The 24,738-nt window shown below is 68.1% G+C and carries 17 protein-coding genes; 10 read left to right on the top strand and 7 right to left on the bottom strand.

The window, feature by feature from the left end:
* Positions 1 to 44: 44 nt before the first annotated feature.
* From NAV27_RS03375 to purM, 3 genes are read right to left on the bottom strand one after another with little or no spacing between them, the layout of a single operon-like run.
* On the bottom strand, positions 45 to 755 hold the full coding sequence (locus NAV27_RS03375; RefSeq protein ID WP_008568136.1) for a DUF3108 domain-containing protein: 711 nt from the start codon (positions 753 to 755) through the stop codon (positions 45 to 47).
* An 8-nt stretch (positions 756 to 763) separates the two neighbouring features.
* Positions 764 to 1,405 carry a phosphoribosylglycinamide formyltransferase gene (purN, locus tag NAV27_RS03370; RefSeq protein ID WP_008568135.1) on the bottom strand — a complete coding sequence of 214 codons (642 nt, stop codon included), beginning with the start codon at positions 1,403 to 1,405 and terminating at the stop codon, positions 764 to 766.
* Positions 1,405 to 2,463, bottom strand: a complete 1,059-nt coding sequence (purM, locus tag NAV27_RS03365; RefSeq protein WP_102827333.1) for a phosphoribosylformylglycinamidine cyclo-ligase — start codon at positions 2,461 to 2,463, stop codon at positions 1,405 to 1,407. The genes purN and purM overlap by 1 nt, the downstream gene beginning before the upstream one ends.
* Before the next feature lie 312 nt (positions 2,464 to 2,775).
* Between purM and NAV27_RS03360 the strand changes: the two genes are divergently transcribed.
* From NAV27_RS03360 to hda, 3 genes are read left to right on the top strand one after another with little or no spacing between them, the layout of a single operon-like run.
* Positions 2,776 to 3,816 (top strand): DUF2066 domain-containing protein, encoded by a 1,041-nt coding sequence (locus NAV27_RS03360; RefSeq protein WP_008568134.1) that lies wholly within the window; start codon positions 2,776 to 2,778, stop codon positions 3,814 to 3,816.
* Positions 3,817 to 3,866: 50 nt separating this feature from the next.
* A complete protein-coding gene (locus tag NAV27_RS03355; protein ID WP_180981378.1) occupies positions 3,867 to 4,964 on the top strand; it encodes an AI-2E family transporter in 1,098 nt (365 codons plus the stop codon).
* Positions 4,961 to 5,665: a DnaA regulatory inactivator Hda gene (gene hda / locus NAV27_RS03350; RefSeq protein WP_008568131.1), complete on the top strand. Its 705-nt coding sequence runs from the start codon at positions 4,961 to 4,963 to the stop codon at positions 5,663 to 5,665. Before NAV27_RS03355 ends, hda begins: the two co-directional genes overlap by 4 nt.
* Positions 5,666 to 5,667: 2 nt before the next feature.
* On the opposite strand, the gene NAV27_RS03345 is transcribed toward hda, so the two are convergent.
* Complete coding sequence (locus tag NAV27_RS03345; protein WP_232249136.1) at positions 5,668 to 7,230, bottom strand: phosphate ABC transporter substrate-binding protein; 1,563 nt, start codon at positions 7,228 to 7,230, stop codon at positions 5,668 to 5,670.
* A gap of 376 nt (positions 7,231 to 7,606) precedes the next feature.
* Between NAV27_RS03345 and NAV27_RS03340 the strand changes: the two genes are divergently transcribed.
* From NAV27_RS03340 to NAV27_RS03310, 7 genes are read left to right on the top strand one after another with little or no spacing between them, the layout of a single operon-like run.
* Positions 7,607 to 8,617 carry an isochorismate synthase gene (locus NAV27_RS03340; protein ID WP_102827332.1) on the top strand — a complete coding sequence of 337 codons (1,011 nt, stop codon included), beginning with the start codon at positions 7,607 to 7,609 and terminating at the stop codon, positions 8,615 to 8,617.
* Entirely contained in the window at positions 8,614 to 10,239 is a 1,626-nt protein-coding gene (locus NAV27_RS03335; protein ID WP_102827331.1) for a (2,3-dihydroxybenzoyl)adenylate synthase, read from the top strand. Before NAV27_RS03340 ends, NAV27_RS03335 begins: the two co-directional genes overlap by 4 nt.
* A gap of 12 nt (positions 10,240 to 10,251) precedes the next feature.
* A complete protein-coding gene (locus tag NAV27_RS03330; protein ID WP_102827330.1) occupies positions 10,252 to 11,124 on the top strand; it encodes an isochorismatase family protein in 873 nt (290 codons plus the stop codon).
* A complete protein-coding gene (locus NAV27_RS03325) occupies positions 11,121 to 14,222 on the top strand; it encodes a non-ribosomal peptide synthetase (protein WP_102827329.1) in 3,102 nt (1,033 codons plus the stop codon). Before NAV27_RS03330 ends, NAV27_RS03325 begins: the two co-directional genes overlap by 4 nt.
* A gap of 4 nt (positions 14,223 to 14,226) precedes the next feature.
* Positions 14,227 to 14,991 (top strand): 2,3-dihydro-2,3-dihydroxybenzoate dehydrogenase, encoded by a 765-nt coding sequence (dhbA, locus tag NAV27_RS03320; protein WP_102827328.1) that lies wholly within the window; start codon positions 14,227 to 14,229, stop codon positions 14,989 to 14,991.
* 10 nt (positions 14,992 to 15,001) lie between these two features.
* Entirely contained in the window at positions 15,002 to 19,570 is a 4,569-nt protein-coding gene (locus tag NAV27_RS03315; protein WP_102827327.1) for a non-ribosomal peptide synthetase, read from the top strand.
* Positions 19,557 to 21,002 carry an amino acid adenylation domain-containing protein gene (locus tag NAV27_RS03310; RefSeq protein WP_102827326.1) on the top strand — a complete coding sequence of 482 codons (1,446 nt, stop codon included), beginning with the start codon at positions 19,557 to 19,559 and terminating at the stop codon, positions 21,000 to 21,002. The genes NAV27_RS03315 and NAV27_RS03310 overlap by 14 nt, the downstream gene beginning before the upstream one ends.
* A 912-nt stretch (positions 21,003 to 21,914) precedes the next feature.
* On the opposite strand, the gene NAV27_RS03305 is transcribed toward NAV27_RS03310, so the two are convergent.
* From NAV27_RS03305 to NAV27_RS03295, 3 genes are read right to left on the bottom strand one after another with little or no spacing between them, the layout of a single operon-like run.
* The gene (locus tag NAV27_RS03305) at positions 21,915 to 22,859 is read right to left on the bottom strand and encodes an ABC transporter substrate-binding protein (protein WP_102827325.1); all 945 of its coding nucleotides are present in this window, start codon (positions 22,857 to 22,859) and stop codon (positions 21,915 to 21,917) included.
* A complete protein-coding gene (locus tag NAV27_RS03300; RefSeq protein WP_102827324.1) occupies positions 22,856 to 23,692 on the bottom strand; it encodes an ABC transporter ATP-binding protein in 837 nt (278 codons plus the stop codon). Before NAV27_RS03300 ends, NAV27_RS03305 begins: the two co-directional genes overlap by 4 nt.
* On the bottom strand, positions 23,692 to 24,738 hold the full coding sequence (locus tag NAV27_RS03295) for a FecCD family ABC transporter permease (protein ID WP_102827323.1): 1,047 nt from the start codon (positions 24,736 to 24,738) through the stop codon (positions 23,692 to 23,694). Before NAV27_RS03295 ends, NAV27_RS03300 begins: the two co-directional genes overlap by 1 nt.

Here is a 24,738-nt window from a genome sequence, read left to right as displayed (position 1 = left end):
CTCGACAGGGAGAGAGCGGCACCGCAGAGCGGCGCCGCGAGTGATCAGTTGCCTTTGACGGCGCGGCCGTCGACGCTGCCTTCCTGCAGCATGATCTGGTACTGCTTGCCATCCTTTTCCACCTGATGCAGGCGCACCAGCAGATAGTTCCAGTCCTTGGCGAACCAGAGGATGGTCTCGCGCTTGCTCTGCGTCGGATCGCGCACGCGCTCGACCTTGATCGCGTCGACCTGGCCGGCCTGGGTGTCGACCTTTTCCTCACCGAGCACGCGGAAGTCGTAGGTTTCGATCTCGTCGCCGTCGACCACCTGATAACTCATGCTCTGCTTGCCTTCCGCCACTTCCTGCTGCAGAGCGACCTGATAGGTCGACTTGTCCAGCAGGCCGCGGTGCAGCGTCAGCTTGACCGGATCGCCGCGGTCGCTGCCGACCACCTGCTTGGCCTGCCAGTCGAAGTCGTGCTTGATCTTCTTGCCCTTGCCCAGGCCGCCGCGTTCGAGGCGATAGCTGTCCGGCAGGAAGGTGTCACCCTCGACGCGAAACGTGCTGCGCTCGCTGAAGCTGGCAACCAGCATCGAAGCCTCGAAATCGAGCTGCCAGCGGCCATCCTGCGTTTTCGCCAGGCTGCGTTCGGCAGTGCCGCTGACCGGTACCTGCGTCCAGTCGGCGGTGTAGCTGGCGGAGAAGGGCTTGAGCTCCAGCGCGTGGGCCGGCAGGGCCAGCACGGCGAGAGCGAGCAGCAAGGCGCGACGCATAATCTCTCCTAGGTTCGTATCAGATGGCCGGAGACCGGCAGTTTTTCGCCGTCCAGCATCGCGCCCTGCTCGCCGAGGCGCAAGCGCCCTTCGGCGAACCAGCGAACGGCGAGCGGGTAGATGCGATGTTCTTCGACATGCACGCGGTCAGTCAGTTGCGCGACGCTTTCATCCGGGCGGATCGGGATCGCCGCCTGGATCGCCACCGGCCCGCCGTCCAGCTCTTCGGTGACGAAGTGCACGCTGCAGCCGTGTTCGGCATCACCGGCAGCCACGGCGCGGTTGTGCGTATCCAGCCCCTTGTGCCGGGGCAGCAGCGACGGGTGGATGTTCAGCAGACGTCCCTGATAATGGCGGACGAAGCCGGGCGTGAGGATGCGCATGAATCCGGCGAGCACGACCAGATCGGGCTGGAACGCGTCGATGGCGGCCATCAGTGCTGCATCGAAAGCCTCGCGGTCGGCGAACTCACGGTGCGACAGCACCTGAGTGGGAATGCCGGCGGCCTGGGCGCGTTGCAGTCCGTAGGCATCGGCACGGTTGGAAATCACCGCGCCGATGCGTGCCGGGTTGCTGTCGCTCTGGCTGTCGATCAGCGCCTGCAGGTTGCTGCCGGACCCGGAGATCAGGACGACGACGTTGCAGGGCATCAGTGAGCTTTCAGGTTGTTCAGCTGGACCTGCGCCGCGCCTTCGGCGGCCTCGGCGATCCGGCCGATCACCCACGGTTGCTCACCGCTGGCGCGCAGGTTGGCCAGGGCCACGTCGACCTGGTCCTGAGCGACGCAGATGACCATGCCGACGCCGCAGTTCAGCACGCGGTGCATCTCGTGCTCGTCGACGTTGCCTTTTTCCTGCAGCCAGTCGAACACCGCCGGGCGGTTCCAGCTGGCTACGTCGATAACCGCCTGGGCGCCTTCGGGCAGCACGCGCGGGATGTTGTCGAGCAGGCCGCCGCCGGTGATGTGGGCCATCGCCTTGACCGCGCCGGTGTCCTTGATGAGTTTCAGCAGCGGCTTGACGTAGATGCGCGTCGGCGCCATCAGCAGATCGGCCAGCGGCTTGCCGTCGAGCTGCACGTTCTCGATATCGGCGCCGGCGACTTCGATGATCTTGCGAATCAGCGAGTAACCGTTGGAGTGCGGACCGGACGAGGGCAGGGCGATCAGCGCGTCGCCAGTGGCGACCTTGGAGCCGTCGATGATCTCGCTCTTCTCCACCACGCCGACGCAGAAGCCGGCCAGGTCGTAGTCCTCGCCCTCGTACATGCCGGGCATTTCGGCGGTTTCGCCGCCGACCAGCGAGCAGCCGGCCAGTTCGCAACCGGCGCCGATGCCGGTGACCACAGTGGCGGCCACGTCGACGTTGAGCTTGCCGGTGGCGTAGTAGTCGAGGAAGAACAGCGGCTCGGCGCCGCAGACGACGAGGTCATTGACGCACATGGCGACCAGGTCCTGGCCGATGCTGTCGTGCTTGTTCAGGTTCAGCGCCAGACGCAGCTTGGTGCCGACGCCATCGGTGCCGGAGACCAGCACAGGCTGCTTGTAGCCGGCCGGAATCTCGCAAAGGGCGCCGAAGCCACCCAGGCCGCCCATCACTTCAGGGCGCGCGGTGCGCTTGGCCACGCCCTTGATGCGTTCGACCAGCGCTTCGCCTGCATCGATATCGACGCCAGCGTCCTTGTAGCTAATGGAGGGTTGCTTGCTCATAGAGTCCGGGCCTGTGAGAGGAGTGCGGGTTTCGACCGTGCGACGGCCAGTGGAAGCATGCCTTCGGCTGGCGCAGGATTTCCGGCCCGCGGTGGGGCGTCGGAGTCGGTCTGCGGAAAGCGCGCGATTTTATCAGGCTTGCCACGCAGCGACCATCCCGCCCGGGGCGCACGGCGTGGGCAGCTACGACCGGACGCGGCGGTGACCCAGCCGACAGGCCGGGCGTGTGTCGGTTGCCGGGTATCCGGCGGCTGTTTAAGGTATGCGCTCCCGTTCCCCGCCGGCGATCAGCCGCTCTCGCGAGAACCCTCCATGCGCCTAGTTTCCCGTTTCCTCGTCGTCTGCCTCGCGCTCGCGGCGTCGCCGCTGTTCGCCGAACCGCTGCGCACGCTCTATCAGGTGCGCGAGCCGGTGCCCAGCCAGCAGGCCGACGCGCGCGGCGAGGCGTTGCAGCGAGCCTTCGATACGCTGTTGCTGCGCCTGACCGGCGATGCCGGCAGCGCCGGCAAATCGGCGCTGGCCGAACTGCGCAAGGACCCGCAGAAGCTGATCAGCCGTTACAGCTACGAGGGCGACAGCATTGTCGTCGAGTTCGATCCGGCCACCACCGAGCGCACCCTGCGCGAGGCCGGCCTGGCCTTGTGGGGTGCCAATCGGCCGGTAGTGCTGGCATGGTGGTTGAGCGAGACGGCCAATGGCACTCAGCTGCTGGGCGATGCGCAGGATGGCGCGACCACGCTGCAGGCCGCGGCTCGGCATCGCGGCCTGCCGTTGCGTCTGCCGCTGGCCGATCTGCAGGAACAGCTCGTGGCAACGCCCGAAACGCTCGCCGCCGCGGACGCCCAGGCGCTGCGCGAACCGTCCGAACGCTACGCCGCCGATGCGTTGCTGACGGTGCATGCGCGTGAGGCTGAGGAAGGCTGGCAGGCGCACTGGAATCTCTGGCTGAACGATGCCCACGGCAGCGGGCAGGCCAAGGGCGATAGCCAGGCGGCGGTCGCCGACGCAGTGATGCTCGCGGTGAGCCAATACCTGGCGCCGCGCTATGTCGTTGCTCCGGGCGCAGCCAGGGAGCTGACGCTGGAAGTGCTCGGCGCAGACATCACCCGCTTCGCCGAGCTGGACAAACTGCTGCAGCCGCTCGGCGGCACGCTGCTGAGTGTCGAACGCGACCGTCTGGTCTATCGCGTGACCGCCAGCCCCGAGCAGTTGCGCGCTCAGCTGGAGTTGGCGCATCTGCAAGAGGTTCCGGCCGAGCCGGCACCGCTTGATGCCAGTGCGGCGCCGGTAGCGCCGGAGCAACCGCCGGCGGCGCAACCTGCACCCGATACGGTGCTGCGCTACCGCTGGTAGGCGCTACTCCAACCCTCTATTCAAGTCTCCTGACCGCAAGGCGCCGCGCAATGAACATGAAAGATTCCAACCACTGGCTGTGGCTGGCCGGACTGCTGCTGTGCGGCTGGTTGGTCTACCTGCTGACGCCGATTCTCTCGCCTTTCCTGGTGGGCATCCTGCTGGCCTACCTGGGCGATCCGCTGGTCGACCGTCTGGAGCGCTGCAAACTGTCGCGCACCTGGGCGGTGATCGCCGTGTTCACGCTGTTCAGCCTGCTGCTGTTGCTGCTCCTGCTGGTGCTGCTGCCGATGCTCGGCAAGCAGCTGATGCATCTCTATCAACTTGCGCCGCTGGCGCTGGACTGGCTGCAGCAGCAGGCGCTGCCCTGGCTGCAACAGCAGCTGGGCCTGGAGGAAGATTTCTGGCGACTCGACCAGCTGAAGGCGGCGCTGTCCGGGCATCTGGGCAGCACGACCGACCTCGTCGGGGTGATCCTCAGCCAGGCAACGGCATCGAGCCTGGCGTTGCTGGCATGGGTCGGCAACCTGCTGCTGGTGCCGGTGGTGAGCTTCTATCTGCTGCGCGACTGGGACCTGATCATGGCCAAGCTGCGCAGCCTGCTGCCGCGTCGCCGCGAGGACGTGGTGATGACGCTGATCGGCGAATGCCACGAAGTGATCGGCGCGTTCCTGCGTGGCCAGCTACTGGTGATGCTGGCGCTGGCGGTGATCTACGCCAGCGGCCTAATGCTGGTCGGCCTGGAGCTTGGCTTGCTGATCGGCGTGCTTGCCGGCCTGGCGAGCATCGTGCCGTACATGGGCTTCGTCGTCGGCTTCGGCGCAGCGGTGATCGCCGTGCTGTTCCAGTTCGGCCTGGAGCCTTATCCGCTGCTGGGCATCGCGGCCGTCTTCACGGTCGGCCAGCTGCTCGAGGGCATGTTGCTGACGCCGATGCTGGTGGGGGATCGCATCGGGCTGCACCCGGTGGCGGTGATCTTCGCGGTGCTTGCCGGTGGCCAGCTGTTCGGTTTCACCGGCGTGCTGCTGGCGCTGCCGGTGGCGGCGGTGATCATGGTTCTGCTGCGCCATGTGCATGATCTCTATAAACTCTCGGACCTTTACACAAAGCATGCCGCCGTCGCGGCCGAACCACCATCCGAGCCATGAAACCCATCCAGCTGCCCCTCGGCGTGCGTCTGCGCGACGATGCCACCTTCGCCAACTTCTATCCGGGCGCCAACGCCGCGGCGCTCGGCTATGTCGAGCGCCTCTGTTCGCCGGCAGCGGGCTGGTCGGACGAACTGATCTATCTGTGGGGCAGTATCGGCGTTGGTCGCAGTCACCTGCTGCAGGCGGCCTGCCTGCGCGTCGAGGAGCGTGGCGAGCAGGCGGTCTATCTGCCGCTGGCCGAGGTCGCCGAGTATGGCCCGGCGTTGCTCGACAACCTCGAGCAGTGCGAACTGGTCTGTCTCGACGATCTCGACGCGATCGCCGGCAATGCGGTGTGGGAGGAGGCGTTGTTCCACCTGTTCAATCGGCTGCGCGACAGCGGCCGACGCCTGCTGCTGGCCGCCGATGCCTCGCCGCGGGAGCTGGCGGTGCAGTTGCCTGACCTCAAATCGCGGCTGAGTCTGGCGCTGGTGTTCCAGCTGCAGCAGCTATCCGACGAAGACAAGCTGCGTGCGTTGCAGTTGCGTGCCTCGCGCCGCGGGTTGAATCTGCCGGACGACGTCGGCCGCTTCATCCTCACCCGTGGCGCGCGCAGCATGAGCGCGCTGTTCGAGCTGCTCGACCGCCTCGATCAGGCCTCGCTGCAGGCGCAGCGCAAGCTGACCATTCCTTTCCTCAAAGAAACCCTCGGCTGGTAGCGTTAGGGCGCCTGAACGGGACTTGCCAGTAGCTCGAAGGCGATGCTCCAGTTCTGCAACGGGTAGGGCTTACCGACCAGCGCGGGGATATTCGCCTCCTCGGGCATGCCCTGTTCCGGCAGGTATTCGTAGCTGGCATCGGCCTGCGTGGCATCGCTGTCGCGCAACTGGCCGGCTCCACCGACCTGGAAACTGGCGTAGGTGACGCGCGGCTGTCCGGCCAGTTCGCGCCCGGCGCGCAGGCGAACGATGGTATCGGCGGCGATCTCCACTGCCGTCAGCGGCACTTCGCCTTTGTCGTCATAGACCATGAAGCCCTTGTTCTTCACCGGCCGCGCGACGTGGCCGAGGTAGGGTTCGGCGAACTGCAGCGGCGGCTCGGGAACGTGGAAATCCAGCAGAATCTCGCGCCCCGCCACGGTGGCCTGACGCGGCGCCAGCGGCTGCCATTTGCGCCCCTCGACGACGACCCGGTGGTAGACCTTGCCGAGCATCTGGCCGAACCAGCGATAGCCGTTGGCCGACAGGTGCACGCCCTTGTCGACGTACGGGTACACCGGGCCGGCGAGAAACCAGTTGGGCTCCTCCTGTGCCAGTTCCCATTGCGCCATGCCGACCGCGAGCGAGCCGTCCTTCACCGAGGATTTGGCGTCGGTCTGATAGCTGATGAAGGCGGGCATTCGTGACTGCCCGGTGATGGCGCGGGTGTCGTCATAGAGGTCGTCGCGCAACTGGCGTGCCAGCTGCTTGTAGCGCGTTTTGTCGTTCACCCCGCCGTTGGTGTGTGAATAGTCGAACTCGCCCTGCATCCAGAAGAACGCGCTGACGGCATAGCTGGCGTTCTCCGCGTCGGCGAGCGCCTTCGCCTGGTCCATGGCTTGCGGCACGCGGCGGTATTCGTGGGTGCCGCCGGTCTTCGACAGCTGGGCGATGGAGCGTCCGGAGGTTGCTGCGTTGCTGGCGAGGAACAGGTGCTGCGGATCGGCGTCGCTGCCGCGTTTTTGCAGATACAGGCGTCGCGCCATGTTCAGCGCACCGATATCCACCGATTCGCCTTCCTCCTGGGCGTGCTCTTCGAGCCGGGCGACCTGCGCCGGTTCGAGAATGATCCGCGCATCGCTCTTGCGCTGCACCACCGCGCGCAGCGGGCTGAAGGCTGTCTGGCCGACGGGTTCGAAGGACGCGCCGCTGAAGGTCGCCGAGCGCACCGCCTGGCCGAGCATCAGATTGTCGTAGCGCGCCTCGGTCGACAGCGCCGGCCAGCCTTCGGCCGCCGAGGCGAGCGACTGGCCGAAGGTGATGATGTGGTTGTAGCGCGCGGTCGGCGCGGCCGATTGCCCGTTCGGTGCCAGCTGCAACTGTTCGCTCAGGCGTTTGTTGTGCGCGTCGCGCTCGGCCAGCGAGGTGCCGTTCGTCGCCCAGGCGGGCAGCGCGGCGACCGTGGCGACCGTGGCGAGCAGCGCGAGCGCGCCGGCGCGCAGGTGCCACGGCCGGCCGGAGGGGCGCACGCCGGTCCCTGGTAGCGCATTGCACTGGTTAGCGTCGGGGCTCCATCTGTCGCGCATTTCGACTCCTTTAGCGATCGAATGTCGCCATTTCGATGCCGGTTGATTGCCGAAGTTCGCGCTCGATCGCGCGCTTTGTACTGGCATTTTGGCATGCATGCCGATTCAAAAAATTCCCTCGAAATAATTTGACGCACCTGATCGGCGTGGCTAGATTCGTCGCCTTCTATGCAAATGATAATAATTCTGATTAAGAATGGCTAAGGAGGTCGCGGTGAACGCATGGGCTCAGGCAGTACTCTCTGGCGCCCGCCAGAGCCGTATCTTTGACCCTGGTTTCCGGTTTTATTCGCCGACTGGCGGAGTCGAGGCGAGCGGCTGTTTCGCTTCGCTGACCCTGCCCTGCGACGACGATGGACAGGCGCTAGAGCGCAGCATGCAGCAGGCATTCGACGACGCGCGTCGGGCCGGGCTGAGCAATCCCGCGGTAGTCGGGGTGATTCCCTTCGACAAGGCGCAGCCATCGCGACTCTTCGTGCCGCGGCATCTGGCGTTCCTGCCGCCCAGCGCGCCGCCCACCGCGATCTGCGGGTTGCCCTGCGGCGCCGCGCGCAGCTGCATCGAGCAGCCGGGGCGCGCTGGCTTCTGCGATGCGGTCAATCAGGCGCTGGATCTGCTGCGTGAAGGCCGCATCGACAAGGCCGTGCTGTCGCGTCTGCTGCAACTCGAATTCGACGAGCCGCCCTGCGCGCAGACGATCTTCCAGGGCCTGCGCCAGCAGAACCCCGAGGCCTACCACTTTGCGGTCGACCTGCCTGGTGAGGGCGTGCTGATCGGCGCCAGTCCGGAGCTGCTGCTGCGCAAGCACCGGCGTGCGTTCAGCACCAATCCGCTGGCGGGCTCGGCCAAGCGGTCGCTCGACCCGCTGACCGATGCGGAGGCCGCCCGCGCGCTGCTCGATTCGGCCAAGGATCAGCATGAGCACCGGCTGGTCATCGACGATCTCGAACGCCAGCTGCGCCCGCTGTGCCGCACGCTGAACGTCCCGCCGGCGCCAACGCTGCTCAAGACCGCCAGGCTCTGGCACCTGTCGACCCGGATCGACGGCGAGCTGCAGGACGAGCTGTCGGCGCTGCGCCTGGCTTGCCGGCTGCATCCGACGCCGGCGCTGTGCGGTTTTCCCACCGCTGCCGCCAAGCAGGTGATCGCCGAGCTGGAGCCATTCGACCGTGGCGTGTTCGGCGGCATCATCGGCTGGTGCGATGCCGCCGGTAACGGCGAATGGGCGGTGGTGATCCGTTGCGGAATCATCCAGCAGACCCGCGTGCGCCTGTTCGCCGGCGCCGGTCTGGTCAGCGCGTCCTGCCCGGAGGCGGAATGGCGCGAAACCGGCACCAAGCTCGGCACCATGCTCGCCGCCTTCGGTCTCGACAAGGAGGCCGTGTGAGCCTGATTCCGTTCACCCGCTGGCCGGACGCATTCGCCGAGCGCTACCGCCAGGCCGGTTACTGGCTGGGCAAGCCACTCAGCCATATGCTCGCGGTTCAGGCTGAAACGCAGCCCGAGGCCATCGCGGTGGTCTGCGGCGAGCGCGAGCTGAGCTACGCCGAGCTGGATGCATTGTCCACCAACCTGGCCCAGCGACTGGCCAATCACGGCCTCGGTCAGGGCGACCGGGCGCTGGTGCAGCTGGGCAACCAGGCCGAGCTGTACATCGTGTTCTTCGCGCTGCTCAAGGCCGGGATTGCGCCAGTCAACGCGCTGTTCAGCCACAGCCGGCTGGAACTGCGCGCCTATGCCGAGCAGATCCGTCCGCGCCTGCTGATCGCCAGCCGTTTGCATCCGCTGTTCCAGAACGACGACCTGTTTCTCGCCGAACTGCAGCAGCTGGCCGGCATCGACACCGCCTTGCTGCATGCCGACGGTCTGGCGCAGCGCGGCCTGGCGGCCTGGCTGCAACCGGTGGCCGCCGGGTGCGACTTTGCGCCGACGCCCGCCGACGAGGTGGCGTTCTTCCAGCTCTCCGGCGGCAGCACCGGCACGCCGAAGCTGATCCCCCGTACCCACGACGACTACTACTACAGCGTGCGGCGCAGCGTCGAACTGTGCGGTTTCGACCGCGATACCCGTTACCTCTGCGCACTGCCGGCCGCGCACAACTTCCCGCTCAGCTCGCCCGGCGCGCTGGGCGTGTTCGTCGCCGGCGGCCGCGTGGTGCTCGCGGCCGATCCCGGTCCGGCCAGCTGTTTTGCGCTGATCGCTGCGCAGCAGGTCAATGTCGCCGCGCTGGTGCCGCCGGCGCTGTCGCTGTGGCTGCAGGCAGCGCCCGGGCACGAGGCGGAGCTGGCCTCGCTGCGGTTGCTGCAGGTCGGCGGCGCCCGACTGCCGGAAGCGCAGGCGCGGCGCATCCCGGTGGTGCTCGGCTGTCGTCTGCAGCAGGTCTTCGGCATGGCCGAGGGACTGGTCAACTACACGCGTCTGGACGATGACGACGAGCACGTCTACCTGACCCAGGGCCGGCCGATGAGCCCGGACGACGAGGTCAAGGTGGTCGACCGCGATGGGCGTCCGGTCGCGCCGGGGCAGGTCGGCGCGCTGCTGACTCGCGGGCCTTACACCATCCGCGGCTATTTCCAGAGCCCGGAACACAACGCCCAGGCCTTCGATGCCGAGGGTTTCTACCGCTCCGGCGATCTCGTGCAGCTGCGCGCGGACGGCTACCTGGTGGTGGTCGGACGCATCAAGGACCAGATCAACCGCGGCGGCGAAAAGATCGCCGCCGAGGAAGTGGAAAACCTGCTGATGGCGCATCCGGCCGTCACCCACGCCGCGCTGGTTTCCATGCCGGACCCGGGCATGGGCGAGAAGAGCTGCGCGTTCATCGTCAGCCGCGACCCGACGCTCAAGGCCGTCGCCCTGCGCAAGTACCTGCGTGGCCTCGGGCTGGCCGACTACAAGCTGCCGGACCGCATCGAGCAGGTCGCGGCGCTGCCCATGACGGCGGTGGGCAAGGTCGACAAGACCCGCCTGCGCCGCCGTCTCGCCGAACAACTGACCGTTACTGAATAAGGACTTCGCTCCATGACGATTCCCACGCTCACGCCCTACAGCCTGCCCAGCGAATGGGCGGTGAACAAGGTCCAGTGGCCGGTCGACCCCGCGCGCGCGGTGCTGCTGATCCATGACATGCAGGACTACTTCTGCGACTTCTGGGGCGAGGACAGTCCCTTCGTCGCCGCGCTGGTCGAGCGCCTGGCCGCCGTGCGCGAGCGCTGCAAGGCGCTCGGCATCCCGGTGGTCTACACCGCGCAACCGGGGCAGCAGGCCAACGCCGAGCGGGCGCTGCTCAACGATATGTGGGGCCCCGGCATTACCCAGTATCCGGCGCGTCAGGGCATCGTCGCCGGCCTGGCGCCGGCGGCGGACGACACCGTGCTGGTCAAATGGCGTTACAGCGCCTTCCAGCGCTCGCCGCTGGAACACCTGCTGCGCGAGCTGGGCCGCGACCAGCTGATCATCGGGGGCATCTACGGCCACATCGGCTGCCTGATGACCGCCTGCGACGCCTTCATGCGCGACATCCAGCCGTTCCTGCTGGCCGACGGCATCGCCGACTTCAGCCAGGCCGACCACCAGATGGCGCTGAATTACATCGCCACGCGCTGCGGGCGGGTGATCGAATGCCGCGAGATGCTCGGGCTGGGGCATGCAGCAGGCCTGAGGCTGACCCGCGAGGCGCTGCAGGCACGCCTGCTGGCGATGCTCGATGAGATCGACGAGCCGTTCGACCCGGACGAGAACCTGCTCGACTACGGCCTGGATTCGATCCAGGTGATGTCGCTGCTCAGCGAGTGGCGCGAGCAGGGGTTGGAGCTGAGCTTCACCGATCTGGCGAAGACGCCGACGCTCAACGGCTGGTGGGCGCAGATCCAGCAGCACGGAGGTGCCGCATGAGGCCGCTGGGCAATGCGCAGCAGGGCCTGTGGTACGGCTACCTGCTCAACGAAGACCGCGCCATGTTCAACACCGCCGAGTGCATCGCCTTCGCCGGCAAGGTGCAGGCGCCGCTGCTGATCGCCGCCGTGCAGCAGGCGGTGGGCGAGTGCGAGGCACTCAGCGGGCTATATGTGATCGACGGCGAAACGGTGTGCTTCGACCCCTGCGAGCTGCCGCTGACGGTAGCGCAGCTGGAGGTGCCGGCGTTCGCCGACGCCGAAACCTGGGTGCGCGACTGGGCGATGGCCGACATCCGCCAGCCGTTCGACCTGGAGCGCGAGCTGGCCTGCCGTTTCGTCCTGCTGCGGGCGGCGGGGCAGGATTTTCTCTACAGCTGCGTGCACCACATCGCCCTCGACGGCTACGGCACCAACCTGCTGTACCAGCGCATCGCCGAGCTCTACGGCGCCGCTGTGCGCGGCGAACCGGCACCAGCCTGCGGCTTCGGCCGTTATGCCGATGTACTCGCCGAGGACGCCGAGCGCGATGCGCAAAACAAGACTGCCGCCGCGCGCGGCTACTGGCTGGAGACCTTCTCGCGGCTGCCGGCGCCGGTCAGCTTCAGCGAGCGCAGCGCGCCGATCTCGGCGACCTTCGTGCGGCACGGCGCGCGCTTCCCGGCACCGCTGTGGCAGCTGCTGAGCGCCACCGCCGACGCCCACGGCATCGGCTGGGCCGATCTGCTGCTGGCCGCGCTCAGCGCGCAGCTGCGCCAGGTCAGCGGCAGCGATGCCCAGGTGTTCGGGCTGATGGTGATGAATCGCATCGGCTCGGCTTCGTTCAACGTGCCGTGCATGCAGATGAACATCGCGCCGCTGTGCCTGCAGGCCGATGGCGAGGCCAGCCTGATCGCCACTGCGAAGGCGATCGGCAAGCTGCGCCGCGCCAGCCGCAAGCATCAGCATTACCGCTACGAAGCGTTGCGCCGCGACCTTGGCCGCGTCGGTGGCGAACAGCGGCTGTTCGGCCCGCTGATCAACATCATGCCGTTTGACCGCCCGCTGGCCTACGGCGAGCTGGCGGCGCGCACGCTCAACCTCAGCGCCGGGCCGGTGGAGGACCTGACTCTGGAGGTGCAGGTCGGTGCCGACGGCATTCCGCAGCTGGACTACGACGCCAACCCGGCGTGCTACAGCGCCGAGCATCTGCGGGCACTGCAGGAGGAACTGTTCGAGTTGCTGCGCCGCTGGCTGGCGGCACCCGAACTGCCGCGCGACCTGGTCCTCGATGCATGGATGGCCGACTACCGATTTCACCAGCGCCTCAGCGCGCCGGCCGCGGAACAGGTTCAGCTGGGCGAGGTGACCAGCGTGCTGGCGGCGATCCGCGCGCACGCCGAGCGCGAGCCGGAGCGCATCGCCTTGTGTCAGGGCGAGCGCCGGCTGAACTACGCCGCGTTGCTGGCACGCGCCGAGGAGATCGCCGCGGCGCTGGCGGAGCAGGGCGTGCAGCCCGGGGAGCGGATCGGCGTGATGCTCGCCCGCTCGCCCGAGGCGATCCTTGCGCAGCTCGGCGTGCTGTTGGCAGGCGCCGTCTACGTGCCGCTGGATGCCGAGCAGCCGGCCGAACGGCAGACACTGATCTGCGCCAGCGCAGAACTGGCGCTGGTGATCACCGAAGCGGCCTACCGCCATCGCCTGGGCGCCAGCTACGCCGGACCGATCCAGCTGCTCGGCCAGCTCGCCACCTGTGAACGCCGGCATGCGCCGCGCAGCGGCGAGGCGGCGGCCTATCTGATGTTCACCTCCGGCTCCACCGGCACGCCGAAGGGCGTGGAGATCAGCCATCGCGCGCTGGATCATTTCAGCGCGGCGGCGCGGCTGCGCTACGGCGTGACGGCGGACGACCGCATGCTGCAGTTCGCGCCGTTCAACTTCGATGCGAGCATCGAGGAAGTCTTCGTCAGCCTGAGTGCCGGCGCGACCCTGGTGCTGCGCACCGATGCGCTGCTGCAGTCGATCGACACCTTCGTCGATGGAATCGAGGCGCAGGCGATCAGCATCGTCGACCTGCCGACCGCGTTCTGGAACGAGTGGGTGGTGGCGCTGCGCAGCGGCCAGACGCGGATTCCAGCCGGGTTGAAGACGGTGATCATCGGCGGCGAGGCGGTATTTCCCGAACAGCTCGCCGCCTGGCAGCGGGTGGCCGGACCGAAGCTGCGGCTGATCAACACCTACGGGCCGACCGAGGCCACGGTGGTCGCCAGCAGCTGCGACCTGCAGACGGTCGATGCCAGCGCCGAACGCCTGCCCATCGGGCTGCCGCTGGCGACCGTGCAGGCGCTGGTGCTCGAACGCGGCGAGCGCCCGGCCGCCGAGGGCGAGCTGGTGCTGTGCGGCCCTCAGCTGGCCAACGGCTATCTCAACAGCGCGTCCGCGGCCTTCGCCCGCCTGCGCATCGGTGCGCACGAGGAAACCGTCTACCGCACCGGCGACCGCGTGCGTCGCGTCGACGGCCAGCTGGTCTACCTAGGCCGGCTGGACAACGAATTCAAGATCAGCGGCTACCGCATCCAGCCCGGCGAGGTGGAGGCGCGCCTGCTGGCGCTGAACGGCGTCGACGAGGCCTGCGTGCTCGGCCTGGAGCTGGGCGGCGGACTGCGCCGGCTGGTGGCCTTCGTCGCTGGCCCCTGTGACGACCTGCGGGCGATTCGCCGCGCGCTGGGTCAGGTATTGCCCGCAGCGATGGTGCCCACCGATTACCGCCACTATCGCGCGCTGCCGCGCACCGGCAGCAACAAGCTCGACCGCAAGCGCCTGCAGGCCGAGTACCTACAGGACGCGACCATCCAGGCACTGGACGATGCCACCCAGCAGCGGGTCAGCGCCATCTGGCAGCAGATCCTCGGCGTCGGCGGCATCCAGGCGCAGGACAACTTCTTCGAACTTGGTGGCCAGTCGTTGCAGACCATCCAGATCGTCAACCGCCTGGCCGCCGAGTTCGGCACCGCGGTGAAGGTCTCGGATGTGTTCGACAACCCCTGTCTGGCGGATTTCTGCCGCTTCCTCGACAGCCGTCTGCGGCAGGGGCAAGCGCAGGTGGAACGGGTCTGGTGAGGACATGCAGATGACACAGCAGATGGATTTTCACGGGCGGCGCATCTGGGTCACCGGCGCCGGCCAGGGCATCGGCCGCGCGGTGGCCGAGGGCTTCGCCCGGCTCGGCGGTGAGGTGGTGGGGCTGGATCGGGCGTTCCCGGAATGCGACTACGGCTATCGCACCCATGTGCTCGATGTGGGTGATGCCGCCGCGGTGCGTCAGGCCTGCGCCGAGTTGCTGGCGCCGGGGCAGGGCATCGACGTGTTCGCCAGCGTCGCCGGCATCCTGCGCCTCGGCGCGATCGAAGAGCTGAGCCTGGCCGACTGGGACGACTCGCTGCGGGTCAACGTCTCCGGGCCGTTCTACCTGCTGCGTGAGCTGTTGCCGCGCTTTCGCGCGCAAGGCCATGGCGCGGTGGTGGCGGTGAGCAGCAACGCGACGCGGGTGCCGCGCATGCAGATGGCGGCCTATGCGGCGTCCAAGGCGGCGCTGACCAGCCTGATCCGCACCGCCGGGCTGGAGCTGGCGAGCTACGGCGTGCGCTGCAACCTGGTGTCGCCGGGTTCCACCGATACCGCCATGCAGCGCGGCATGTGGGCCGACGACAGCGGCCGCGCGCGGACCATCGCCGGCCTGCCCGAGCAGTTCAAGCTCGGCATCCCGCTGCAGAAGATCGCCACACCCGAGGAGGTGGCCAACACCGTGCTGTTCCTCGCCTCGGACCTGGCCAGCCATATCACCCTGCAGGACATCGTCGTCGACGGCGGCGCCACCCTGGCAGCCTGAGAGGTAGCAGATGCACGACAACATCATCGGCCTGCTCCGGCAGCTCGCCGGGCAGGGCGTACACCTGGCACTCAATACCCAGGGCCAGCTGGTCTCGCAGTCGAGCAGGGAGGCGCTGACGCCCGAGCTGGGTCAGCTGATCCGCACCCATCGCGACGCCATCGTCCGCTGCCTGCGCGCGCGCCAGGCATTCGACGCGCCCATCGAGCCGCGTCACGCCGAGGTCGGCCCGCTGTCCTCGTCGCAGAGCGGGCTGTGGTTCATCGAGCAGTACCAGGAGCATTCGCACCTGTACAACATGCCGGTGTTCTTCCGCCTCAGCGGCGAGCTGGACGTGGCCGCGCTGGAGTTCGCCTTCGACGCCCTGGTGCAGCGCCACGCCAGCCTGCGCACGCACTTTGTGCGCAACGCCGAGGGCAAGGGCGAGCAGCAGATCGTCGCCCATCGCGGCTTCGCCCTGGTCCACGAAGACTTCACCGGGCTGGAGGAATCGGCCCGCGAGGCACGGGTGGCCGAACGGGTGCGCGAGGAAATCGAGCGGCCGTTCGATCTCGCCAACGGCGAGCTGACCCGCGTGCACCTGCTGCGCCTGGGCGCGCGCGAGCACGTGCTGCTGATCAACCAGCACCACATCATTTCCGATGGCTGGTCGGTGAAGAACATGTTCGCCGACCTCAAGACCGCCTTCCTCGCCTATCAGAATCGCCAGCCGCTGGACTGGGGCGAGCCGCCGCTGACCTTCATCGACTACGCGCACTGGTTCAACTCGCCGCTGTTTCGCGACTATCACGCCGAGTACAAGCCGTTCTGGATCGAGCGCCTGGCCGGCATCCCCGAGGTGCACAGCCTGCCGCTGGACCGGCCGCGCCCGGCGCAGCAGACCAGTGGCGGCGCGCTGGTGTTCTCGACGATCGACAACGGCCTGTGGGCGCGCTTCAAGCAGCTCTGCCAGCGCCACAGCGCTTCGCCGTTCATCGGCCTGCACGCGCTGTTCGCCCTGCTGCTGGCACGCCACAGCGGCGAGCGCGACATCGTCGTCGGCACCCCGTTGGCCTACCGCGAACGCCCGGACATCGAGGCGCTGGTGGGCTTCTTCGTCAACACCCTGGTGCTGCGCACGCAGCTGCCCGAGCAGCAGTCGTTCAGCGACTACCTGCGCCAGTGCCGGCAGGACGATCTGCAGGCCTTCGACCATCAGCTGTACCGCTTCGAGGCGCTCGGCGAGGCGCTGGGCATGGAGCGGCATACGGCGATCAACCCGATCTTCCAGATCATGCTGGTGTACCAGGCGCGGGTCGATTTCAACGACCTGATCCCCGGTTGCGCCGCGGTGGAGGAAACCTCGCCGGCGCTGCCGGCCAAGACCGATATCTCGGTGAAGGTCACCGAGCTGATGGATGCGGTGCGGGTCGATTGGCTGTACGCCACCGCGCTGTTCGAGCGCAGCACCGTCGAAGGTTATGCCAGCCGCCTGCTGCGGCTGCTGCAGGCGGTGGTCGCCGACCCCGAGCAGGACATCTGGCAACTGCCACTGCTCGATGACGAACTGCTGCGCGCCACCGGCGAGCGGTTGGCGGCGCTGCCGGCGGGCTATCCGCACGGGCTGACGCCGTTGCCGCTGTTCGAGGACTGGACGCGCCGCCAGCCGCAGGCCGTGGCGCTGCATGAAGGTGCAGGCCACATCAGCTACGCCGAGCTGGATGCGCGGGCCAACCGCCTGGCGCACTGGCTGCAGGCCGAGGGCTGCCAGCCGGGGGCGCTGGTCGGCGTGCTGGCGCGACGCGAGAACGCCTTCGCCGTCGCCGCGCTCGCGGTGTGGAAGGCCGGCTGCGCCTACGTGCCGCTGGACCCGGATTACCCGGCCGAGCGCATCGCCCATATCGTCAGCGACGCCGGGCTTGACCTGCTGCTCGGTGCCGGCGCCGCGCCGTTCGCGCTGGGCGAGCTGCGCTGGGTCGATCTGAGCGACCCCGAGCTGTGCGCGCAGCTGGATGCCCAGTCGCCTGCGGCGCCGCCGCGCAGCGACGAGCCGCAGCAGCTGGCGCAGGTGATCTACACCTCGGGTTCCACCGGCCTGCCCAAGGGCGTGATGGTCGAGCACGGCGCGCTGGCCAACCTGCTGCTGGATCACGGCCGCCGTCTGGCCATCGGCCCCGGCGATCGCATGCTCGACTGCATGTCGCTGTCCTTCGACGCCGGCAACATGTGCGCGCTGCTGCCGCTGACCCATGGCGCCTGCCTGCTCTGGGCCGACCCCGGCGAGGGCCTGCTGGATGAGATCGAGCGCATGCGCACCACCCACATGATCTTCGCCACCGCGCTGCTGGCGACCCTGCCGGCGCGGCCGCTGCCGGCGATGAAGGCGGTCGGCTTCGGCGGCGAGGCCTGCCCGCCGGCGCTGGCCGAGCGCTGGGGCCGGCAGTTCCGCCTGATCGACATGTATGGCCCGACCGAGGCCACCGTCACCGCGCTGACCAAGCGCATCGAACCCGGCACGACGCCGAGCATCGGCCGGCCCATCGACGGCATGCAGGCACTGGTGCTCGACGCGCACGGCCGGCTCTGCCCGGTCGGCGTACCGGGCGAACTGTGCCTGGCCGGACTGGGCCTGGCGCGCGGCTACCTGAACCAGCCGCAGCGCACCGCCGCGGTGTTCCGCGAGCATGAGATCGCCGGCGTGACGGTGCGGCTGTATCACACCGGCGACCGCGCGCGGCTGCTGGCCAACGGCGACTACCAGTACCTCGGCCGCATCGACGAGCAGATCAAGTTGCGCGGCTATCGCATCGAACCCGGCGAGATCGAGGCGCAGCTCTCCATCAGCTGCCCGGCGCTGCAACAGGTCAAGGTCATCGTCGCCCGCCAGGGTCAGCGCCAGGCGCTGGTGGCCTACGCCTCGGTCAAAGCGGGTGAAGCCATGCCAGACGCCGACGCCATCCTGCAGGACGTGGCGCGGCGCCTGCCGGAATACATGCTGCCGGTGCGGCTGATCCTGCTCGAGCGTATGCCGCTGACCGCCAACGGCAAGCTCGACCCGCGGCGGCTGCCGCCGGTCGAACTGGCCGACAGCGCCGTGCTGGTGGCGCCGGCGGACGAGCTGGAAGCGGCGGTGCTGGCGATCTGGCAGGGTGTGCTCGAGCAGCCGCTGGGGGTGGAGAGCGACTTCTTCGCCCTCGGCGGCGATTCGATCCTGAGCATCCAGCTGACCACCCGCCTGCGCGATGCCGGGCATGCCTGCACGGTCAGGGAAGTGTTCGAGGCGCGCACCGTGCGCCGCCTGTGCCGGGTGCTCGGCCAGCCGCGCGAACGGGTGGCGATCCGTGCCGAGCAGGGCGTGCTGGAGGGCGAAGCCTTCGCCCTGCAACCGATCCAGCAGTGGTTCTTCGAGCAACCGTTCGCCAGCCCGCAACACTGGAATCAGGGCGTGGTGCTGCGTCTGCCGGCCGCCATCGAGGTGGCGCAGCTGATGGATTGCATGCGCCAGCTGCTGGGTCATCACGACGCGCTGCGCCTGGCGGTCGCTGCGCGCGGCCAGCGCTATCTGACACATGTGAAATTGAGCGAGCCGGCGCGGCTCGATGCGGCAACGCTCGGCGAGGAATGCTTGCAGCAGGCGCTGACCGAGCTGCAGGCGCACCTGCAGCCGGCGCAGGGGCGCCACCTGGCCTGGGCGTTGATCGACAACCTCGCCGGCGGTACGCGCGGGCTGTTCATCGCCGTGCATCATCTGGCCATCGACGCGGTGTCCTGGCGCATCCTGGTCGATGACCTGCGCCGGCTCGCGCGCGGCGAGGTGCTGCCGGCCAAGACCAGCAGCTACCGCCAGTGGGGCGAGGGACTGGCCGCTTATGCCCGTCGCGCCGAGGCGCAGCTGCCGTACTGGCATGGCGAACTGGCCGGCATGCCCGAGGCGCCGCCGGCGGGCTGGGCGGGCAGCGGCGTACCATGTGAGCAGAAGCTGGAGTTGAGCGAGGCACTGACGCGGCGATTGCAGGAGGCCACCCGGCACTTCGCGGTAGACATGCGCGAGCTGCTGCTGGCCGCACTGACCCGCGCGCTGCACGGGCTCGGGCTGGGCGAGCGACAGTGGATCATGCTCGAAGGCCACGGCCGTGAGGCCATCGACCCGGCGCTGGATGTCAGCCGCACGGTCGGCTGGTTCACCAGCATGTTCCCGCTGGCGCTGCGCGATCAGGAGGACTGGCCGCAGTTGCTGCGCCACGCCGCCGAACAGCTGCGACAGGTGCCGGACAAGGGCGTCGGCTACCTGCCGCTGCGCGCCAATCCTGATTTTCGGCCGCAGCTGCCGCTGCCGGCGGTGGCGCTCAACTACCTCGGCATCTACCAGAGCGGCACGGACGCCTGGCAGGCGCTGCCCATTGCTCCAGGCCGGCCGAGCGCGGCGGACAACCCTTCGGCGGAGCTGATCAGCTTGCACGGCGGTGTGTTCGACGGCCGGCTGACCCTGCGGCAGATCGGCAACCTGCGCGCCGAGCTGAACGATCAGCTGCTGGCTCTGCTGCAGGACAACCTGCTGGCGCTGGCCGAGCAAACGGAGGACAGCCATGCATGCGCTTGAGCGGCATTTCACCGAACAGTTCCAGCGCCACGCGGTGCGTCCGGCGCTGGGCTGTCTGGGCGACAGCTTCAGCTACGCCGAGCTGCAGGCGCGGGTCGCGGCCATCGCCATGCAGTTGCGCCAGTGCGGCCTGCGGGCGGGTGAGCGGGTTGGCATCCACCTGCAACGCTCGCCGGATCTGGTTGCCAGCGTGCTCGCCTGCCTGCGCGAAGGGTTGTGCTTCGTGCCGCTGGAGCCGGAATTCCCGCTCGAACGGCTGCAGGGCATCGCCAGCGATGCGCAGCTGAGCCTGGTGCTGCAGGACCAGCCGGTGGCATTCGCGCAGCCGACCTGGCAGCTGCGTCCCGGGCTGGCCGGCGAGCTGGAATGGCCCGAGCAGGACGAGCGCCTGCCGGCGTACATGATGTTCACCTCCGGCTCCACCGGCCGGCCCAAGGGGGTGGTGATCAACCGCGTCGCGCTGGCCAACTTCCTCGCCGCGGCGACCGCGCGCCTCGGCATCGGCCCGGCGACGCGCTGGCTGTTCACCACCACCCCGGCGTTCGATATCTCGCTGCTGGAGATGCTCGGCCCGCTGTGGAGCGGCGGCTATGTCGAGGTGATCTGCGCGCCGACCCACAAGGACCCGGTCGAGCTGCTGCAAGTGCTCGAGCGGCGCAGCGATCTCAACACGCTGCAGGCCACCCCGGCGTTCTGGCGCATGCTGCTCAAGGCCGGCTGGCAAGGACGGCCCGGGCTGCGGGCGCTGTGCGGCGGCGAGGCGCTGGATGCCACGCTGGCGACCCGTCTGGGCGGCTGCGTGGGCGAATTGTGGAACTGCTACGGACCGACCGAGGCGACGGTGTGGTCGCTGATGGCGCGTATCGAACTGCCGCTCGAGGAGGCCGGCGTGCTGCTGCGCCAGTCGCTGGACGGCTACCGTCACTGGCTGCTGGACGAGCACGGCGAAGCCGTCGCGCTGGGTGGTGAGGGCGAGCTGTGCATCGAGGGGCCGTCGCTGGCCGACGGCTACTGGCAGCGCGACGACCTCACCGCGCAAGCTTTTATCGACTGGCACGGCCGGCGGCTGTATCGCACCGGCGACCGGGCGCGACGCGTCGGCGAGGACGTCTACCAGTACTGTGGTCGACGTGACGACCAGATCAAGCTGCGTGGTTTTCGCATCGAACTGGGCGAGATCGAGGCCAGCCTGCGCCGGCTGGCAGGTGTGCAGGACGCCGCGGTGCGGCTGCATGGCGAGGGCGATGAGGTCTGCCTGGTCGGCTATGTGGAGCTGTGCGAGGCCGGGGCGCTGAGCCGGGTGGCGATCCGTCGCGAGCTGCAGCGCAGTCTGCCGCACTACATGGTGCCGGGGCGGATTGTGTTGCTGGAGTGTTTGCCGAAGACGGCCAGCGGGAAGATTGATCGCAAGCGGTTGCTGGAGGTGGTTTGAGGGCGTGTTTTGTAACTTGTCGGGCGGAAAGCCTGGGCGATTACCGCGTGTGCTTGCACTCCGGGTTTCGGCCACCCGGCCGGTCACTTTCTCTTTGCTCCGGATCGCCGGCCGGCGCGAAAGAGAAAGTAACCAAAGAGAAAGCGCGCCCGACATCCGGGTTTGCTATGCAAAACTTCCCTCTCTCCGGCGCCGCTCCGGGGGCCGGGCTCGGCGCCCCCTTATGAAGGGACATCCCTGCCTAGGCGGCCCCGTCCTTCGTGACTCGCTCGGCGTCCATGCCTCGCGTCCCCCTACACGACCCTCCTAACGGGATCGGGGTTCGAATCGTCTGGAAGATCGAGAAGCGGGCTTGGCTTTGCCTTTTCCTTGCACGGCCTGTCAGGCCGCACCTGATTCCCCTTCAGGAGGGTGAGTGGAATCGCTGCGTAAGGGGTTGAGCCGCATGGATGCGGCGAAAGGCTTAAAGGGCCAGGGATGGCCCTTGTAAGCCGACCCCTGGAGCAGCGATGGAGCGAACGAACCCTGCGCGCAGCGCAGGGCCGGATGCAGGGGCGCGCTTTCTTTTGCTTACTTTTCTTTGCGCGCGCAAAGAAAAGTGAGGCGCCGTGCAAGGCGCAACCTGTAGGCCGGGCCGAGGAAAGCGCAGCGTCATACACCGAGACACGCGCCGAAACCCACCTCAAACAAGGTGGAAAACGCTGCGCGGTTTTCCACCCTACAGTTCTCGGCGAGTAACGAGATACGGAGCGTAGCGGAGTAACAGCCGCAAGCTGGCCCGAAGGGCGAGCGAAGCGAGTCATGTGACTCGGCCTAGGGGCCGAAACCAGGGGCATCAGCACGTGCGGTAGTCGCCCCAACCTTCAACGCAAACCGAAACGAGCTGGCCACCGCCCAGCCTCACCTCGATCCTTAATCCTTCACCACCAGTTCAGCATCCGCCTTCCCCAACAACCCCTCGATATCCTCGATCACCTGCAGTGCCGCCATCGGCCCGCCAAGCGAAGTCCACAACGACCCGTCCACCGCGCCGAAGCGCTTCGCCTGAATCGCCGACAGCTGGCGGAACGCCGGCGTCTGCTCAGCCTGATGCATCGCCTCGACCGCCTCACCGCTGGTCGCCAGCGTGCCAATCACCAGCCAGTCGGCATCCAGCAGTTCCAGCGATTCCAGGCTCAGCGCCATCGAATGGGTGTGGCCGGGGTCCTGCTGGTGGGCGGGGCGGCGCAGCCCGACATCTTCGGCGACGGTGCTGGCGAAGGCATCCTTGAACATGTACGACGGCCCCTTGGGATTCCAGCGCACGATGCTCAGTGTCTCGCCCTGATGGGCCGCCAGGCGCTGGCGCGCTTCTTCGACTCGTGCCCGATAGCGCTCCAGCACGGCCTTGGCCTCGGCTTCGCGGTTCAGCGCCTGCGCGGTGCGCTGCATGCTTTCCTGCCAGGGGCGTGCCCAGTTGAAGGTGATCACTGTGGGGGCGATCTCGTTGAGGATCGCCAGCTGTTCCGGCTTCACCGGGCCGGTGAGGATCAGGTCGGGTTGCAGCTCCAGCAGCGTCTCCAGATTCGGATTGTCGATATCGCCGACCACCTCGATGCCGGCTGGCAGCTTGCCGTCCAGATAGCGTGGCGGCGCCGCCTGGCCTCGGCCGTTGATGGTGCCGACCGGGGTGACGCCGAGGGTCAGTGCGGTGTCCAGGTCGATCTCGCTGAGGGTGATCACCCGCTTGGGCGCGTCCGGCACCGTAACGGTATTGCCGAGCGCATCGGTCATCTGCCGGGCGTCGGCCTGGGCCGGCAGGGCGAGCAGACCGGCGAGCAGCGCGGCGGCGAGGCTCCAGGATGTCTTGAGGGTCATTGCATGCCTTCCTTTTCGGGGTGTTCGTGGCGCAGCGACTGGGATGCGGCCGCGGCCTGGCGGCGGCGCGGCACGATCACCGGGGCGCCGTCGCCGGGAGCGTGGAGGATGTCGACATCGGTGTCGTAGAGGCGGTCGACCAGTGCCTTGGTCATTACCTGCCGTGCCGGGCCGATGGCCTGCACACGGCCGTCGGCGAGGGCAATCAGCTCGTCGCAATAGCGCGCGGCAATGCCGAGGTCGTGGATGACGATGAGCACCGTGCGCCCGGCGGCGGCGATGCGGTAGACCGCTTCCATCACCTCGGCCTGGTGGCCAATGTCCAGCGCGCTGGTGGGTTCGTCGAGCAGGATCAGGTCGGTGTTCTGCGCCAGGATCATGCCCAGCCAGGCCCGTTGCGCCTGGCCGCCGGAGAGCGAGGTGGCGCTGCGCTGCCAGATGGCGTCGAGCTGCATCGCCTCGCGGGCGCGGGCGACCTGCTGGGCGTCTTCCTCGCTCCACTGGTTGAACCAGCCCTGATGCGGATGGCGACCGTACTGCACCAGCTGCTCGACGCGGATGCCCTCGGCCAGCACCGGCCGTTGCGGCAGGAAGGCCAGCTCGCGCGCCAATGCCTTGAGCGAATAGCGCGTCAGCGGCTTGCCATGGATTTCCACGGTGCCGCGCTGCAGCGGCAATTGGCGCGCGAGCAGTTTGAGCAGCGTTGATTTGCCGCTGCCGTTGGGGCCGACGATGCCGATCAGCTTGCCGCGCGGCAGGCTGAAGGACACGTCGTCGAGCACCACCTTGTCCTGATAGGCGAAATGCAGGTTTTCTGCACGCAGGGCAGTCATCAGTCAGCTCCTCGTCTGTCCTTGATCAAGAGGCCGAGCAGCAGGATGCCGCCGAGCAGGCGCGTCATGATTCCGGTGGGGATTTCTTCGGGTTGGGCGAGCACGCGCACCAGCGTATCGCTGCCGAGCAGCAGCACCGCGCCGCACAGTGCCGACAGCCAGATCGGTGCGAGGTTGTCGCGCGCCAGCCACGAGGCGAGGATCGGCGCGGCCATGGCGATGAACACCACCGGTCCGCCGATGGCGGTGCCCAGGGCCGCCACCAGAATCGCCAGGGCGAGCACGCCGAGCTGGATCGCCGGCACACGGATGCCGAGGTTCTGCGCGGTGGCATCACCGAAGCGCAGCAGCGCCAGCGGCCGGTTGACCAGCGCCAGTAGCGGGCAGAGCAGCGCCAGCAGCACTGCGATGGGATTGACCGTCTGGTAGCTGATGCCGGCGAAGTGGCCCATCGTCCACAGGTAGATGCTGCCCAGGTGTACCAGCGGCTGGGTCGACATGGCGAAGTCGCCGATGGCGCCGAGTAGCTCGGACAGCGCAATGCCGATGACGATGAACAGATAGCCTTGTTCGCCTGGACGCCGGCACAGGGCGAACAGCGCGGCGGCGGCGAGCAGGGCACCGAGCGGCGAAGCCCACCAGGGCCAGTTGCCGAGCGTCAGGTAGAGGGCGAAGGCGACCACGGCGAGGGAGGCGCCCTCGTTCACGCCGATCATGTCCGGCGTGGCCAGGCGGTTGCGCACCAGGGTCTGGATCAGGCAGCCGGCCATGCCCATCGCCAGCCCGGCGACGATCGCCGCTGCGACCCGCGGCAGGCGCAGCTTGAACACCATGATCTCCTGCAATTTGCTGCCGTTGCCGGTCAGCGTGGCCAGCACGTCGCGCACACCGAGATTGCCGCTGCCCAGGCTGATCGCCAGCACAGCGAGGGCGGCCAGCAGCAGCGACAGCAGGCCGAACATCAGCCAGTTGCGCCGGTGCAGCAGCAGGCTCAGGCCGCCGATGCGCAGCGTCCAGACGCCGGAAGGATTGGCAATGGGCGGCAT

The sequence above is a fragment of the Stutzerimonas degradans genome, assembly GCF_024448505.1.
In the GTDB taxonomy this organism is placed as follows: Bacteria; Pseudomonadota; Gammaproteobacteria; order Pseudomonadales; family Pseudomonadaceae; genus Stutzerimonas; species Stutzerimonas degradans.
This window is presented reverse-complemented; position numbering and strand designations above follow the sequence as displayed.

Excerpts from the sequence above, each read along its gene's own strand:
- NAV27_RS03375 (WP_008568136.1), bottom strand. The coding sequence starts at position 755 with ATGCGTCGCGCCTTGCTGCTCGCTCTCGCCGTGCTGGCCCTGCCGGCC.
- purN (WP_008568135.1), bottom strand. The coding sequence starts at position 1,405 with ATGCCCTGCAACGTCGTCGTCCTGATCTCCGGGTCCGGCAGCAACCTG.
- purM (WP_102827333.1), bottom strand. The coding sequence starts at position 2,463 with ATGAGCAAGCAACCCTCCATTAGCTACAAGGACGCTGGCGTCGATATC.
- NAV27_RS03360 (WP_008568134.1), top strand. The coding sequence starts at position 2,776 with ATGCGCCTAGTTTCCCGTTTCCTCGTCGTCTGCCTCGCGCTCGCGGCG.
- NAV27_RS03355 (WP_180981378.1), top strand. The coding sequence starts at position 3,867 with ATGAACATGAAAGATTCCAACCACTGGCTGTGGCTGGCCGGACTGCTG.
- hda (WP_008568131.1), top strand. The coding sequence starts at position 4,961 with ATGAAACCCATCCAGCTGCCCCTCGGCGTGCGTCTGCGCGACGATGCC.
- NAV27_RS03345 (WP_232249136.1), bottom strand. The coding sequence starts at position 7,230 with ATGCGCGACAGATGGAGCCCCGACGCTAACCAGTGCAATGCGCTACCA.
- NAV27_RS03340 (WP_102827332.1), top strand. The coding sequence starts at position 7,607 with ATGCAGCAGGCATTCGACGACGCGCGTCGGGCCGGGCTGAGCAATCCC.
- NAV27_RS03330 (WP_102827330.1), top strand. The coding sequence starts at position 10,252 with ATGACGATTCCCACGCTCACGCCCTACAGCCTGCCCAGCGAATGGGCG.
- NAV27_RS03325 (WP_102827329.1), top strand. The coding sequence starts at position 11,121 with ATGAGGCCGCTGGGCAATGCGCAGCAGGGCCTGTGGTACGGCTACCTG.
- dhbA (WP_102827328.1), top strand. The coding sequence starts at position 14,227 with ATGCAGATGACACAGCAGATGGATTTTCACGGGCGGCGCATCTGGGTC.
- NAV27_RS03315 (WP_102827327.1), top strand. The coding sequence starts at position 15,002 with ATGCACGACAACATCATCGGCCTGCTCCGGCAGCTCGCCGGGCAGGGC.
- NAV27_RS03310 (WP_102827326.1), top strand. The coding sequence starts at position 19,557 with ATGCATGCGCTTGAGCGGCATTTCACCGAACAGTTCCAGCGCCACGCG.
- NAV27_RS03305 (WP_102827325.1), bottom strand. The coding sequence starts at position 22,859 with ATGACCCTCAAGACATCCTGGAGCCTCGCCGCCGCGCTGCTCGCCGGT.
- NAV27_RS03300 (WP_102827324.1), bottom strand. The coding sequence starts at position 23,692 with ATGACTGCCCTGCGTGCAGAAAACCTGCATTTCGCCTATCAGGACAAG.
- NAV27_RS03295 (WP_102827323.1), bottom strand. The coding sequence starts at position 24,738 with ATGCCGCCCATTGCCAATCCTTCCGGCGTCTGGACGCTGCGCATCGGC.